14 protein-coding genes are annotated in these 13,863 nt (G+C 65.1%); 11 read left to right on the forward strand and 3 right to left on the reverse strand.

What is annotated here, in order from left to right; translation table 11 throughout:
- Positions 1-3 precede the first annotated feature (3 nt).
- The 3 genes from gatB (at position 4) to HV798_RS06895 (ending at position 2,297) form a co-directional block, all read left to right on the forward strand.
- A complete protein-coding gene (gatB, locus tag HV798_RS06885) occupies positions 4-1,461 on the forward strand; it encodes an Asp-tRNA(Asn)/Glu-tRNA(Gln) amidotransferase subunit GatB (RefSeq protein WP_175191531.1) in 1,458 nt (485 codons plus the stop codon).
- Positions 1,462-1,587: 126 nt separating this feature from the next.
- Positions 1,588-1,833 carry a type II toxin-antitoxin system Phd/YefM family antitoxin gene (locus HV798_RS06890; protein WP_175191530.1) on the forward strand — a complete coding sequence of 82 codons (246 nt, stop codon included), beginning with the start codon at positions 1,588-1,590 and terminating at the stop codon, positions 1,831-1,833.
- The gene (locus tag HV798_RS06895; RefSeq protein WP_175191529.1) at positions 1,830-2,297 is read left to right on the forward strand and encodes a type II toxin-antitoxin system VapC family toxin; all 468 of its coding nucleotides are present in this window, start codon (positions 1,830-1,832) and stop codon (positions 2,295-2,297) included. Before HV798_RS06890 ends, HV798_RS06895 begins: the two co-directional genes overlap by 4 nt.
- A gap of 61 nt (positions 2,298-2,358) precedes the next feature.
- On the opposite strand, the gene pyrE is transcribed toward HV798_RS06895, so the two are convergent.
- Positions 2,359-3,057 carry an orotate phosphoribosyltransferase gene (gene pyrE, locus HV798_RS06900; RefSeq protein ID WP_175191528.1) on the reverse strand — a complete coding sequence of 233 codons (699 nt, stop codon included), beginning with the start codon at positions 3,055-3,057 and terminating at the stop codon, positions 2,359-2,361.
- Positions 3,058-3,191: 134 nt separating this feature from the next.
- Between pyrE and HV798_RS06905 the strand changes: the two genes are divergently transcribed.
- Both HV798_RS06905 and gdhA read left to right on the forward strand, forming a co-directional pair.
- Entirely contained in the window at positions 3,192-3,980 is a 789-nt protein-coding gene (locus tag HV798_RS06905) for an exodeoxyribonuclease III (RefSeq protein ID WP_025136569.1), read from the forward strand.
- A gap of 446 nt (positions 3,981-4,426) precedes the next feature.
- Positions 4,427-5,773: an NADP-specific glutamate dehydrogenase gene (gdhA, locus tag HV798_RS06910; protein WP_175191527.1), complete on the forward strand. Its 1,347-nt coding sequence runs from the start codon at positions 4,427-4,429 to the stop codon at positions 5,771-5,773.
- Between the two features lie 127 nt (positions 5,774-5,900).
- Here the strand turns inward: gdhA and HV798_RS06915 are convergent, their stop codons facing one another.
- Together HV798_RS06915 and HV798_RS06920 are read right to left on the reverse strand one after the other, a co-directional pair.
- A complete protein-coding gene (locus HV798_RS06915) occupies positions 5,901-6,392 on the reverse strand; it encodes a copper chaperone PCu(A)C (RefSeq protein WP_175191526.1) in 492 nt (163 codons plus the stop codon).
- Between the two features lie 19 nt (positions 6,393-6,411).
- Complete coding sequence (locus tag HV798_RS06920; RefSeq protein ID WP_025136572.1) at positions 6,412-7,311, reverse strand: LysR family transcriptional regulator ArgP; 900 nt, start codon at positions 7,309-7,311, stop codon at positions 6,412-6,414.
- A 148-nt stretch (positions 7,312-7,459) separates the two neighbouring features.
- Between HV798_RS06920 and HV798_RS06925 the strand changes: the two genes are divergently transcribed.
- The 6 genes from HV798_RS06925 to HV798_RS06950 all read left to right on the forward strand — a co-directional run bounded on the left by HV798_RS06925 (position 7,460) and on the right by HV798_RS06950 (position 13,860).
- Positions 7,460-8,092, forward strand: coding sequence for a LysE/ArgO family amino acid transporter (locus HV798_RS06925; RefSeq protein ID WP_025136573.1), 633 nt, complete (start codon positions 7,460-7,462; stop codon positions 8,090-8,092).
- A gap of 19 nt (positions 8,093-8,111) precedes the next feature.
- Positions 8,112-8,426 (forward strand): antibiotic biosynthesis monooxygenase family protein, encoded by a 315-nt coding sequence (locus HV798_RS06930; protein WP_175191821.1) that lies wholly within the window; start codon positions 8,112-8,114, stop codon positions 8,424-8,426.
- Positions 8,427-8,478: 52 nt separating this feature from the next.
- Entirely contained in the window at positions 8,479-9,420 is a 942-nt protein-coding gene (locus HV798_RS06935; RefSeq protein ID WP_175191525.1) for a LysR substrate-binding domain-containing protein, read from the forward strand.
- 336 nt (positions 9,421-9,756) lie between these two features.
- The gene (locus HV798_RS06940; RefSeq protein WP_175191524.1) at positions 9,757-10,920 is read left to right on the forward strand and encodes an ABC transporter substrate-binding protein; all 1,164 of its coding nucleotides are present in this window, start codon (positions 9,757-9,759) and stop codon (positions 10,918-10,920) included.
- 141 nt (positions 10,921-11,061) lie between these two features.
- Positions 11,062-11,934: a branched-chain amino acid ABC transporter permease gene (locus tag HV798_RS06945; protein WP_025136577.1), complete on the forward strand. Its 873-nt coding sequence runs from the start codon at positions 11,062-11,064 to the stop codon at positions 11,932-11,934.
- A gap of 3 nt (positions 11,935-11,937) precedes the next feature.
- Positions 11,938-13,860: a branched-chain amino acid ABC transporter ATP-binding protein/permease gene (locus HV798_RS06950; protein WP_175191523.1), complete on the forward strand. Its 1,923-nt coding sequence runs from the start codon at positions 11,938-11,940 to the stop codon at positions 13,858-13,860.
- The last annotated feature ends 3 nt before the right edge of the window (positions 13,861-13,863 follow it).

Consider the following 13,863-nt stretch of genomic DNA (forward strand, 5'->3'; position numbering starts at 1 on the left):
ACAATGAACTGGGAAATCGTCATCGGCCTGGAAACGCATACGCAGCTTTCCACCGACTCCAAGATCTTTTCGGGCAGCAGCACCCAATTCGGCGCCGCGCCCAACACCCACGCCAACGAAGTCGACCTGGCCCTGCCGGGCAGCCTGCCGGTCATGAACCGCGGCGCCGCCGAGCGCGCCATCCGCTTCGGCCTGGCGGTAGGCGCCGAGATCGCGCCGCGCTCGGTGTTCGCGCGCAAGAACTACTTCTACCCGGACCTGCCCAAGGGCTACCAGATCAGCCAGTACGAGCTACCGGTGGTGGTGGGCGGCTCGCTGTCGTTCTTCGTGGGCGAGGAAGAAAAAACCGTCAACCTGACGCGCGCCCACCTGGAAGAAGACGCGGGCAAGTCCTCGCACGACAACTTCACCCTGGCCAACGGCTCTCCGGCCAGCGGCATCGACCTGAACCGCGCCGGCACGCCGCTGCTGGAAATCGTGACCGAGCCCGAAATGCGCTCGGCCGCCGAGGCCGTGGCCTACGCCCGCGCGCTGCACAGCCTGGTGGTCTGGCTGGGCATCTGCGACGGCAACATGCAGGAAGGCTCGTTCCGCTGCGATGCCAACGTGTCCGTGCGCCCGGTGGGCCAGAAGGAATTCGGCACCCGCACCGAGATCAAGAACGTCAACTCGTTCCGCTTCCTCGAGCGCGCCATCGTCTATGAAGCGCGGCGCCAGATCGAACTGATCGAAGACGGCGGCACCGTGGTCCAGGAAACCCGCCTGTACGACGCCGACCGCGACGAGACCCGCAGCATGCGCAGCAAGGAAGACGCGCACGACTACCGCTACTTCCCCGACCCCGACCTGCCCACGCTGGTCATCTCGCGCGAGTGGGTGGACGACGTGCGCGCCGCCATGCCCGAGCTGCCGGCTGCCCAGCGCGCCCGCTTCGAAACCGAATACGGCCTGCCCGCCTACGACGCCGCGCAACTGACCGTCAGCCGCGACCTGGCCGCCTACTTCGAAGCCGTGGCGCACGCGCTGCCGGCCGGCCAGGCCAAGCTGGCCGCCAACTGGATCATGGGCGAAGTGGCCGCCACGCTGAACAAGGAAGAAAAGGCCATCGCCGATTCGCCGGTGCAGGCCCCCGCCCTGGCGGCCCTGATCAACCGCATCATCGACGGCACGATCTCCAACAAGATCGCGCGCGAAGTGTTCGGCGCCATGTGGGCCGGCGAAAACGGCGGTCAGGCCGACGCCATCATCGAGGCCCGCGGCCTGAAGCAGATCAGCGACACCGGCGCCATCGGCGCCATGATCGACGACGTGCTGGCCGCCAACCCGGCCATCGTCGAGGAATACCGCGCGGGCAAGCAGAAGGCGTTCAACTCGCTGGTGGGCCAGATCATGAAGGCCGCCCGCGGCAAGGCCAACCCGCAGCAGGTCAACGACCTGCTCAAGCAGAAGCTGGACAGCTGATCCCCATGCGCCGTCCCGGCCACGGGGCGGCGTGCAAGATCAGACCAATCCTAGGGCCGCGGCACCTTGTCGCGGCCTTTTGTTTGGCCAAGAATGATCTGGTCGATTCCGACTGGAGATTTGGCCATGAATTACATCGAACTCAGCAGCAGCGATCTGCTGCACCGGTTCGCCGACCACCTGCAAGCCGTCACCCAGGGCCAGCATTTCATCATCTCGATCGATGGCGTGCCCTATGCCCGGCTCACGCCTGCTTCGTCCACGACCACGCTCGATGGCCATGATGCCCTGGAAGCGATGAAGCACTTCGCCCCTGGCGCGCCCGTCCCGCACGAAGTCATCCGCGCCTGGATCGAAGAAGGCCGCGAATGAACCCGATCCGATTGGTACCCGACGCGTCCGTCGCCCTGGCCTGGCTGCTGGGCCGCACTGACATGCATGAGTCAAACCTGGCTCGGCATCTGCTTGAAGTGGCCCACGCCTCACAGAACCTGGTGCCCCACATCTGGCCAGTGGAAGTGGCAAACGGCATGTTGCGCGCCGAACGCGGCGAACGCATCACCGAAGGCCAACGATTATCGTTCGCCCGGTTGCTGGACCGACTACCTATTTCCGCCGATCCGGACGCTGCGACGTCCAGCATATGGCGCGTCTATCAACTGGCTCGGACTCACGGGCTAACCACCTACGATGCCAGCTATGTCGAACTGGCGTGGCGCAACAACGCCTGCCTGGCAACATTCGACCGCAAGCTGGCCGACGCTGCGCGAGCAAGTGGTATCGCGGTCTACGGCCAGCCCCATGGTGTGGCCGAACCGATCGCGCGCTACGGCTGAACGCCGCCGTAAAACAACAGGGCGGCACTCGGCCGCCCTGCATTTCAGGCTCGCAAGCGCCTTACTTCACCCCGTACTTGGTCCGATACGCCAGCACGGCGTCACGGTGCTCGGCAAACGCGGCATCGTCTTGCAGCAGCGCCATGATGTCTGCCAGCGACGCGATGGCCACTACCGGAATGCCGTAGGTCTTGGCCACGTCTTGCACGGCGGAATGGGCCGACAGGGCGTCGTCCGGGCCGGCGCGTTCCATCCGGTCCATGGCGATCAGCACCGCCGCCGGTTCGGCGCCTGCGTTACGGATGATCTCTACCGATTCGCGCACCGAGGTGCCCGCCGTGATGACGTCGTCGATGATCACGACCTTGCCCTTGAGCGGCGCGCCGACCAGGGTGCCGCCTTCGCCGTGGTCCTTGGCTTCCTTGCGGTTGTAGGCAAACGGCACGTCGCTGCGGCCTTGCATGGCCGGGTGACCGGCCAGCGCCACGGCGGTGGCCGTCGCCAGGGGAATGCCCTTGTAGGCGGGGCCGAACAGCATGTCGAACGACACGCCCGAATCCAGCAGCGCCTGGGCATAGAAGCCCGCCAGCTTGCCGACCGAACCGCCGCTGTTGAACAGGCCCGCATTGAAGAAATAGGGACTGATGCGCCCCGATTTGACCTTGAAGCTGCCGAAGCGCAGCACGCCTTCGTTCAAGGCAAAGCGGACGAAATCGAGCGAGGTAGCGGAAGCGTGGTGGGCGGATTGGGCGGCAGACATGCGAGGAAGGTCCGAGAGATGGCAAACCCCCGCATTTTATCCGTTGTCGGGGGCTTTCCCAGGCCGCGCCGCCGAGTCGGTTAAATTCCTGGCATTGTTCCGGCCGCCCTCGGCCGCTCTACAGGAGTCCCGCTTTGCTGCGCATCACGTCGATCAACCTCAATGGCATTCGGTCCGCCTTTCGCAAGGGCCTGCAACCCTGGATGGAAAAGCACGCCGCCGACGTGCTGTGCCTGCAGGAAATCAAGGTGTCGGACGAAGACCTGACCGAAGATCTGCGCCACCCGCCCGGCTACACCGGTCACTTCCACCATGCCGTGAAAAAGGGCTACAGCGGCGTGGGCATCTACCTGCGCGACGCGGCCGAGCGCGTCGTCAGCGGATTGGATTGCGAGGAATTCGATCCAGAAGGCCGCATCATTCGTGCCGACTGGAAGAACCTGTCCGTCATCAGCGCCTACCTGCCCTCGGGCTCCAGCGGCGACGAACGCCAGCAGGCCAAGTACCGCTTCCTGGACCGCTTCGGCCCGTGGATCGACCAGCTGATGCACGAACACAAGACGACCGGCCGCGAATTCATCATCTGCGGCGACTGGAACATCGCCCACAAGGAAATCGACCTGAAGAACTGGAAGGGCAACCTGAAGAACTCCGGTTTCCTGCCTGAAGAACGCGCGTGGTTGACCGACGTGTTCGACAAGCGCGGCTTTGTGGACGTGTTCCGCACCATCGACGACCGCCCGGACCAATACACCTGGTGGAGCAACCGTGGCCAGGCCTGGGCCAAGAACGTCGGGTGGCGTATCGACTACCAGATCGCCACGCCGGGCATCGCCGCCCGTGCGCGCAACGTTGCCATCTATAAAGACGAACGCTTTTCCGACCACGCGCCGTTGACCATCGACTACGACGCCACGCTGTAACGCGAAGACGGACGGCCCGAACCGGGTCGTCCGTCTGATTTTTCGCAAAATAATAACAGGGACATATAACTACCTGACGCTTAGTCAGCATTCCCGGTACAGGGTCATTTTTCCCCGGCTCTCCCTATGAAGCCCTGATCCGGCGACGAAATATCCTCTTCTAACATATTGGGGACGTATTAAATTTCCCTATGATTTCAAGGCCTCCCGGGTTTCCCTGTGGCAGCCAGGTCTTGGCCCTTACCCGCCATTACCCAATGCGTCCCCACTTATTAAAGAAAAAAGCGCTTTGATATCAAGGTGATGGCGCATCTTTCGGCTTTGCGCAGGGCAACAAATTAGCCCTACAATTCCGCACCAAGCCGGTGCCAAACGCACCAAAACGGGCAGAAGCCGCCCCAAAACGGCGCATGTCCGCACCTATTCGAAGCACCCCCAAGGAGATCATGTTGAAAGTGCAGAGTCTGGACGACTTCCTGCGTGGCGTTGCCGCGCGCGATCCGCAGCAGCCGGAATTCATGCAAGCCGTCCAGGAGGTGATGCTGAGCCTGTGGCCCTTCATCGAAAAGCACCCCCACTACGCCGAGCACGCCCTGCTCGAGCGTCTGGTGGAACCGGAACGTGTGATCCAGTTCCGGGTGTGCTGGACCGATGACCGGGGCCAGGCGCAAGTCAACCGCGCTTTCCGCATTCAACACAGCTCGGCCATCGGCCCGTTCAAGGGCGGCATGCGCTTTCACCCGTCGGTGAACCTGTCGATCCTGAAGTTCCTGGCCTTCGAACAGACGCTGAAGAACTCGCTGACCACGCTGCCCATGGGCGGCGGCAAGGGCGGCTCCGACTTCGACCCCAAGGGCAAGTCCGACGCCGAAGTCATGCGCTTCTGCCAGGCCCTGATGATCGAGCTGTACCGCCACCTGGGCCCGGACACCGACGTGCCCGCAGGCGACATCGGCGTGGGCGCGCGTGAAGTCGGCTTCATGGCCGGCATGATGAAAAAGCTGTCCAACTCCACCGCCAGCGTGTTCACCGGCAAGGGCCTGACCTTCGGCGGCAGCCTGATCCGCCCGGAAGCCACCGGCTACGGCACCGTCTACTTCGCCGAAGAAATGCTCAAGCGCGTCGGCAAGTCGTTCGACGGCCTGCGCGTGTCGGTCTCGGGGTCGGGCAACGTGGCGCAATACGCCATCGAGAAAGCCATGTCGCTGGGCGCCAAGGTCGTGACCGTGTCCGACTCGAACGGCACCGTGGTCGATGAAGCCGGCTTCACCCACGAAAAGCTGGTGGCGCTGATGCACATCAAGAACGACCTGCGCGGCCGCCTGGATACGTATGCCCGCCAATTCGGCCTGGTCTACGAAGCCGGCAAGCGCCCCTGGCACGTGCCGGTGGACGTGGCCCTGCCCTGCGCCACCCAGAACGAACTGGAACTGGCCGATGCCCAGACGCTGATCAAGAACGGCGTGCTGTGCGTGGCCGAAGGCGCCAACATGCCGGCCACCCTGGACGCCGCCAAGGCCTTCATCGCCGCCCGCGTGCTGTATGCGCCGGGCAAGGCCAGCAACGCTGGCGGCGTGGCGGTCTCGGGCCTGGAAATGGCCCAGAACTCGGCGCGCCTGTCGTGGACCCGCGAAGAGGTCGACACGCGCCTGCACGCCATCATGCGCGACATCCACGAGAACTGCGTGCGCCACGGCCACAGCGAGCGTGAATACGTCAACTACCTGGACGGCGCCAACATCGCCGGTTTCGTCAAGGTGGCCGACGCGATGCGCCAGCAGGGCCTGTACTAAGCCGCGTGGCCCGGCGTGGCCGCCAGGCCACGCTCCCGCGCCCGACCGGCGCGGGGCCGACGCCCAAACAGAAACGGAGCCGCGAGGCTCCGTTTTCACATGGCGCGGCCAGGGCCGCTCGCCAGGATCAATGCTTCATCGCGCCGTGGTCGTGGCTCATGCCCGGGTTGTAGGACGCGGGCTTGACCTTGAACTGCACCGCCACTTCGCCCGCCTTTTCGAACTTCAGCGTGGCCGGCACGGTGCCGCCGTCGGCGAAGGGCGCCTTCAGCTTGATGAACATGACGTGGTAGCCGCCCGGGCTGAGCTTGACCTCGGTGTCGGCCGGCAGCGCGATGCCGTCTTCGACCTGGCGCATCTTGGCCACGCCGTTCGTGGTTTCCACCGTGTGCAGCTCGACGCGCTCGGCGGCGTCGGACGTGATGGACAACAGGCGGTCGGGCGTCTTGGCGTCGTTGTCGATATCCATGTAGCCGGCGCCGTTGGACTGGCCCGGGGCAGATGCCCGCACCCAGAGGTCGTCGATCTCGACCTCGCCGACCTTGTAGTCCTTGGCCCAGGCCGAACCGGCTGCACACAGGCTCAAAGCGGCAACGGCGGCGAACTTGCGGATGTTCATGGGGTGTTCTCCTATTGGGTTAACGCCGCCGGACCAGGCTGCGGGCGGCTGACAGAACCGAGTCGGTCAAAGCTTCCATCGCCTCGGAGTTTACCCGCCAATGCTGCCAATACAGCGGCACATCTTCCCAGGCGCGGCCCCGCAGCAAGACCAGATGACCTGCGTCAAGGTGTTCCTGCACCAGCGGCAGCGGATTCATGGTCCAGCCCAGTCCGCCCAGGGTGGCCTGCACGAACGCGCGGGTGGACGGCACCCACCAGACCGGCGGCTGCCACGGCGTCGGGTCCGAGATCTTGTGTGCGAAGCGGGCCTGCAACGCATCCTTGCGGTTAAAGACCAGCACGGGCGCCTGGGCCAGCGTCTGCGCGTTCACGCCCTGCGCGAAGTAGCGCTTGTGAAAGGCCGGGCTGCACGTGGCCACGTAGCGCATGCTGCCCAAGGCATGGATGCGGCAGCCCTGCACGGGATCGGCCAGCGTCGTGACCGCCCCCAGCACCGAGCCGTTGCGCAGCAATGCGGCGGTGTGGTCCTGGTCTTCGGACAGCATGTCCAGCGTGGCGCGGGTGCGGCTGGCGAACTGCAGGGCCGCGTCGACGAACCAGGTTTCCAGGCTGTCGTGGTTGACCGCGACGGGAATGCTGGCGTGGGGCACGTCGTCGTCCGCCACGCCCAGGCGGTTCAGGGCGTCGTGCTCGAGCAGCGCCGTCTGCTCGGCAAGCTGCACCAGCACCTGGCCGTCGGCGGTGGCGGCCGCCGGCACGGTGCGCTGGACCAACAGGCGCCCCATGCGGTCTTCCAGCGCCTTGATCCGCTGCGACACCGCCGATGGGGTCACGCTGAGGGCCAGCGCGGCGCGGTCGAAACTGCCTTCGCGCACCACCGCCGCCAGGGCGCGCAGGTTGCCGTGATCGAGTTTCATGAGATTAGTTTTGCTTAAGATAGTGAAGGAAAATTAGCTGTATTTCATATCCTTCGCAAGCGAAAATGATGCATTGCCGGTATGCGCAACGCTGCCGGCCCGGTTTTCAAGCGCCGCCATAAGGCGTTGCAGTCGAGAGGTTCGCGTCATGTTTGCCACGTTGTCATCCCCCCTATTTCTCACCGCCTGGGCCAGCGGCACGGCCACCGGGCTGGGCCTGTTCGCCGTCGTGGGCGCGCAAAGCGCGTTCATCCTGCGCCAGGGGCTGATGCGCGCCCATCTGCTGTCGGTGGTCGCCATCTGCGCCCTGATCGACGCCGTCTTCATCTTCGCCAGCGTGTCGGGCCTGCAGGCACTGACCGCCTGGTTCCCGTGGCTGACCACCGCCGTGCTGTGGTTCGGCGTGGCCTTCCTGTCCTGGTACGCCGTGCAGTCGGCCCGCCGCGCCTGGACCGCCACCGGCGGCCTGGCCGCTGCGCGCGACGTGGTGCCCTCGCGCCGCGCCGCCATGCTGGGTGCGTTGGGCTTTTCGCTCTTGAACCCGCATTTCTGGCTGGACATGGTGGTGGTCGGCTCGCTGGCCCACGGCTTTGACGACGCCCGCATGGCCTTCGCCGCCGGCGCCTTCACGGCCAGCCTGCTGTGGCTGGCGGTGCTGGGCATCGGCTCGCGCCTGTTCGCCCGCTTCTTTGCCAGCGCGTCGGCCTGGCGCGTGCTGGACGGCGTCATCGCCGTGGTCATGGCGGGCCTGGCGGTCAGCCTGGCCATCAAGGGCGTGTAAGCGCGTTCAGAGGCCCGCCATCTATACCGCCACATTCACCTTCGCCAAGAAACAGTTCGACGAAGACTTCCACCGCCTGGACCAGGCCATCGCCCAGGCCGCCCGCAGCATGCCGGGCTACCTGGGCGAAGAAGCCTGGGAAGATGCCGCCCGCGGCCTGTATGCCAATGTGTATTACTGGGAATCGCTGGACGCCCTGGACGCCCTGATCCGGCACCCCGTCCACCAGCAGGCCAAGGCTGCGCAATCACGCTGGCTGGACGGCTACCGGGTCGTGATCTCGCAGGTACTTAGGGAATACGGGGACAGACTGCCCGGCCCAGCACTTTTATAATCGCCGGGTTGCCACTCTTTCGTCGGGCGCATGGCCGGCCCGCCAGACGATCATGCGCGGACCCTCCCCTTCCAAAGACGTGCGCCTGCCGCCGCTGGCCGCCATCCAGGCGTTCGAAGCGGCCGCCCGGCTGGGCTCGTTCGAGCGCGCCAGCGAAGAGCTGTTCGTTACCGCCAGCGCCATCGGCAAGCGCATCGCCGCGCTGGAAGCCCTGCTGGACGTTTCCCTGTTCATCCGCAGCAGCCGCGGTGCCACCCTCAGCGCCGCCGGACGCGAATACCTGGAACAAGTGCGCACGGCGCTGGACCTGCTGTCCGATGCCTCGCTGCACAAGCGCGGCGAACCCAAGCTGGAGCCCCTGCGGGTCGTGTCCACGCCCACCTTCGCCCGCCAGGTCCTGATTCCCGCCCTGCCCAGTTTCACCGCCGCCCATCCGGAGGTCGAATTGGAAATCATGCTGTCCATTCCCTATCTGGACATCATGCCGCCCAATGCCGACGCCTGGGTCCGATTCGGCAGCGGCAAGTATCCCGGCCTGCATGCACAGCCGCTGACATCCGACCCCATATTCGCGGTCTGCTCGCCCGAGTACCGCGATGCGCACGGCCCCTTCCGGCGCCCCGCCGATCTGGCCAATGCCGCCCTGCTGCGTTGCCCCATGGAACCGTGGCGCCCGTGGCTGGCTGCCGCCGGCCTGGACTGGCCCGAGCCGGCGCGCGGCGTCTGGCTGGTGGACCTGGGCATGATGCTGGCGGCCGCCCGCGCCGGCCAGGGCATCGCCCTGACCCGCCGCACCCTGGCCGCCGAATGGCTGGACGAGGGCAAATTGCTGCGGGTGCTGGACATCGAGACGCCCGGCGAATCGCAGTACCACCTGTGCACCGAGATCTCGCGTCCGCCGCGTGGCGCGGTGCAAGCGTTTTCCCTATGGCTGGGCGAGGTCTGCGAACGCGCGGCCCAATGGCCACGCGGCTTGGCGGCCAAGCCGGAATAAATTTCCAGCCCCGGGCGGAAGGAAATTCCGCGCACCAAGGCGCATCGCTGGCTAGGATGCGCCGAACATGGCCGCGCGTGCAAAACCGGCGTCGCGCGCGGCCCCCACCCCGATTCCTTTGTGCGTCATGCTGCATCGCCGCGCCCGGCCCGCAACCCGTGCACGCGTACTAGGTATTTACACGGAAAAACCCCGCCGGGTCAGATTCGCGTAAGCGATTAAGCAGACAGTCACAACACGCAACACAGGAGCGCGCCGCCTCACCCCCTATTTCACGCCGCCAGGCGCCGGCACACGGTTTTCCACGCAGTTCTACTAATTACAACGGAGACATCCATGGATTTTCGTTTGAAGCTGCTAGCAGGAACCCTTGCATTTGCCGTATCGGCCGCGGGCTACGCCGCCGACCCCATCAAGATCGGCGTGGCCGGCCCCTACACGGGTGGCTCTTCGTCCATGGGCGTGAGCATGCGCGACGGCGTGCGCCTGGCCATCGAGGAAATCAACAAGAGCGGCGGCGTACTCGGCCGCCAGTTGGTGGCCGTGGAACGCGATGACGAGGCCAAGAATGAACGCGGCGTGCAGATCGCCCAGGAACTGATCAACAAGGAACAGGTCACCGCCACCGTCGGCTACATCAACACCGGCGTGGCCCTGGCGTCGCAACGCTTCTACCAGGACGCCAAGATCCCGGTGTTCAACAACGTCGCCACCGGCAGCGTGATCACGCACCAGTTCAAGGCGCCGGAATTCCCGGACAACTATGTGTTCCGCAACGCGGCGCATGACAGCATCCAGGCCCCGATGATCGTCGAGGAAGCCGTGACCCGCCGCGGCTTCAAGAAGGTCGCGATCCTGGCCGACTCGACCAACTACGGCCAACTGGGCCGCGAAGATCTGGAAAAGGCCCTGGACGCCAAGGGCATCAAGCCCGTGGCCGTGGAAAAGTTCAACATCAAGGACGTCGACATGACGGCCCAGTTGCTCAAGGCCAAGTCCGCGGGTGCTGAAGCCGTGCTGACCTACGGCATCGGCCCCGAGCTGGCCCAGATCGCCAACGGCATGACCAAGCTGGGCTGGAAGGTGCCGATCATCGGCAGCTGGACGCTGTCGATGGCCAACTACATCGACAACTCCGGCGCCAACGGCGAAGGCGCGCGCATGCCGCAGACCTTCATCCAGGACCCGGACACCCCCAAGCGCAAGGCGTTCATCGACGCCTACCTGACCAAGTTCAAGCCCAAGAACAACCGCATCGACTCGCCGGTGTCGGCAGCCCAGGGCTACGACTCGATCTTCCTGTTGGCCGCGGCCATCAAGCAGGCCAATTCGACCGACGGCCCGAAGATCCGCGAAGCGCTTGAAAACCTGCAAACGCCCGTCGAAGGCGTGGTGATGACCTACAACAAGCCGTTCACCCACGACAACCACGACGCGATCACCGCGAAGGAAGTGGTCATCGGCGAGGTCAAGGGCGGCCGCGTGGTCAAGGCCAACTAAGTTCGTCTGAAGCAACGACGCGGCGGCTGCCCGGCCGCCGCCGCCGGCGCCTCCCACCCGGGGCGCCGGCCTGCAGCCGCCTGACAACAGCGTTCTGCCCAAGGGGGTTGGGCCGGACCAAAGCGCCTCACGAAAAACACCATGATTCTTCTACAGCTTATCTATAGCGGTATCGCGCTAGGCATGATCTATGCCGTCATCGCGTTCGGATACCAGCTCACTTTCGCCACTTCAGGCACCTTGAACTTCGGCCAGGGCGAAGCCCTGATGCTGGGCGCGCTGGTCGGGCTGACGCTCGTCGGGTTGGGCGTGAACTACTGGGTGATGATTCCCATCGTCTGCATTTTCGGATTCGCGCAGGGCGCGCTGGTCGAACGCATCGGCGTGCGGCCGGCCATCAAGACGCGGTCGGAGTTCGGCTGGATCATGGCCACGATCGCCCTGGGCATCATTTTCAAGAACGTCGCCGAGAACATCTGGGGCCGCGACGACCTGCGCTTTCCTTCGCCGCTGCCTGAAGCGCCGATCCAGGTGCTGGGCGCCAACGTGCTGCCGATGGAACTGCTGGTGGTGTTCGGCGCGCTGGCCATGATGCTGCTGGTGGAAGTGTTCAACCGCAAGTCCATCTACGGCAAGGCCTTCGTCGCGACGTCGAACGACCGCGACGCCGCCGGCCTGATGGGCATCAACACCGGCATGGTGATCACGTTTTCGTATGCCCTGTCGTCGCTGACCGCCGCCTTCGCAGGCGTGCTGGTGGCGCCGCTGACGCTGACCGGCGCCACCATGGGCGCGGTGCTGGGCCTGAAGGCCTTCGCGGTCGCCATCATCGGCGGCCTGTCCAGCGGCATGGGCGTGGTGGTGGGCGGCCTGATCCTGGGGATCGCCGAGACGACCACCGGCTTCTATCTTTCGACGGGGTACAAAGACGTGCCGGGACTGGTCCTGCTGCTGCTCGTACTGACCTTCAAGCCCGCCGGCCTGTTCGGCAAGACCGCGATCAAGAAGGTGTAAGCGATGAAACCCCTGCACCTATTGCTTTCCGTCGTGGCCGTGGCCTGCCTGGCCGCCGTGCCGCTGGGCGTGACCAACACGTATTACCTGCATTTGATCGAAACGATCATGATCTATTCGATCCTGCTGTTCGGGCTCGATATCGTGGTGGGCTATACCGGCCAGGTGTCGCTGGGCCACGCCGGCCTGTTCGGCATCGGCTCGTACGTGGCCGGCGTGCTGTTCTTCCATCTGCAGATGCCCATCTGGGTGACGCTGCCCGCCGCCATCCTGATCGCGGCGGCCTTCGGCGCGGTGCTGGCGCTGCCGGCGCTGCGGGTGACGGGACCGTACCTGGCGATGGTGACGCTGGCGTTCGGCACGATCATCCAGATCCTGATCAACGAAATGACCTTCATGACCGAAGGGCCGCTGGGCATCAAGATCCCCAAGCCGTCGATCGGCGGGCACATCCTGACCAAGAGCGAATACTTCTGGCTGGTCGCTGCGCTGCTGGTGCTGTCGCTGATCGTGGTGCACCGGATATTGAAGTCACACCTGGGCCGTTCGTTCGAGGCCCTGCGCGACAGCCCGATCGCGTCGGACTGCATGGGCGTGTCGGTGTACCGGCACAAGGTGTTCGCGTTCGTGATCAGCGCCGGTTTCGCGGGGCTGGCAGGCGCTCTGTATTCGTATTCCGAGCAATACATTTCGCCCAACACCTACAACTTCGAACTGACGATCCTGTTCCTGCTGGCGATCATCATGGGCGGACGCAAGAGCCGCACGGGCGCGCTGCTGGGCGCGTCGATCATCGTGCTGCTGCCCAAGATGCTGGACGACATCGGCACTTTCCGCCTGATCGCGCTGGCCGTGGCGATCCTGGTGACGGTGGGCAGCGCGATCGCCGTGTCCAAGGGCCGCACCGAGGCGCGCCGGGTGGCGGTGCCGGTGGCAGGCACGATCCTGCTGGCGGTGTTCTCGTACTGGCTGGACGCGGTAACGGACTGGCGCCTGACGATCTTCGGCGCCATGATCCTGTTCGTCGTGTACTACCTGCCCGACGGTATCGTGGGTTTCGTGCGCAACCTGTTCTTCTCGACCCGCCGCGCGGCGCTGTCGGTGAAGAAGGACCTGGTGAAGGAACAGGACGCGGTGCCGGAAGCGGCCAAGGGCAAGGGCGAGACCTTGCTGGCGGCCAAGGGGGTGCTGATGCAGTTCGGCGGCCTGAAGGCGCTGAACGAGGTGGACCTGACGATCAAGCGCGGCACGATCCACGGCCTGATCGGGCCGAACGGCTCGGGCAAGAGCACGATGATGAACGTGCTGACGGGCATCTATGTGCCGACGGCGGGCGTGGTGGAGTTCTCGGGCAAGTCGCTGGTGGGCCTGGCGCCCGCCGATATCGCGGCAACGGGCATTGCACGCACGTTCCAGAACGTGCAGCTGTTCGGCGAGATGACGGCGCTGGAGAACGTGCTGGTAGGCCTGCACCACACGTTCACGACGGGGCTGGCGGGCATTGCGCTGCGCACGTCGAAGTGGAAGGGCGAAGAGCAAGGGGCGCGAGCCCGCGCACTGGCGCTGCTGGAATTCGTGGGGCTGGACACGATGGCCAACGAAGAGGCGCGCAACCTGCCCTACGGCAAGCAACGCCTGCTGGAAATCGCCCGCGCGCTGGCGCTGGACCCGCAACTGCTGCTGCTGGATGAACCGGCTGCCGGCCTGACGGCGCCAGACATCGTGGAGCTGCTGGCCATCATCCGCAAGGTGCGCGATCACGGCATTACGCTGATCCTGATCGAACACCATATGGATGTGGTGATGGGAGTATGCGACACAGTGTCGGTGCTGGACTTCGGCCAGAAGATCGCCGAAGGCCTGCCGAACGAAGTGCAGAGCAACGCCAAGGTTATCGAGGCGTATCTGGGCGGCGCGCCCGCCTGACGC

The sequence above is a fragment of the Achromobacter deleyi genome (genome assembly GCF_902859705.1).
Lineage (GTDB): Bacteria > Pseudomonadota > Gammaproteobacteria > Burkholderiales > Burkholderiaceae_B > Achromobacter > Achromobacter deleyi.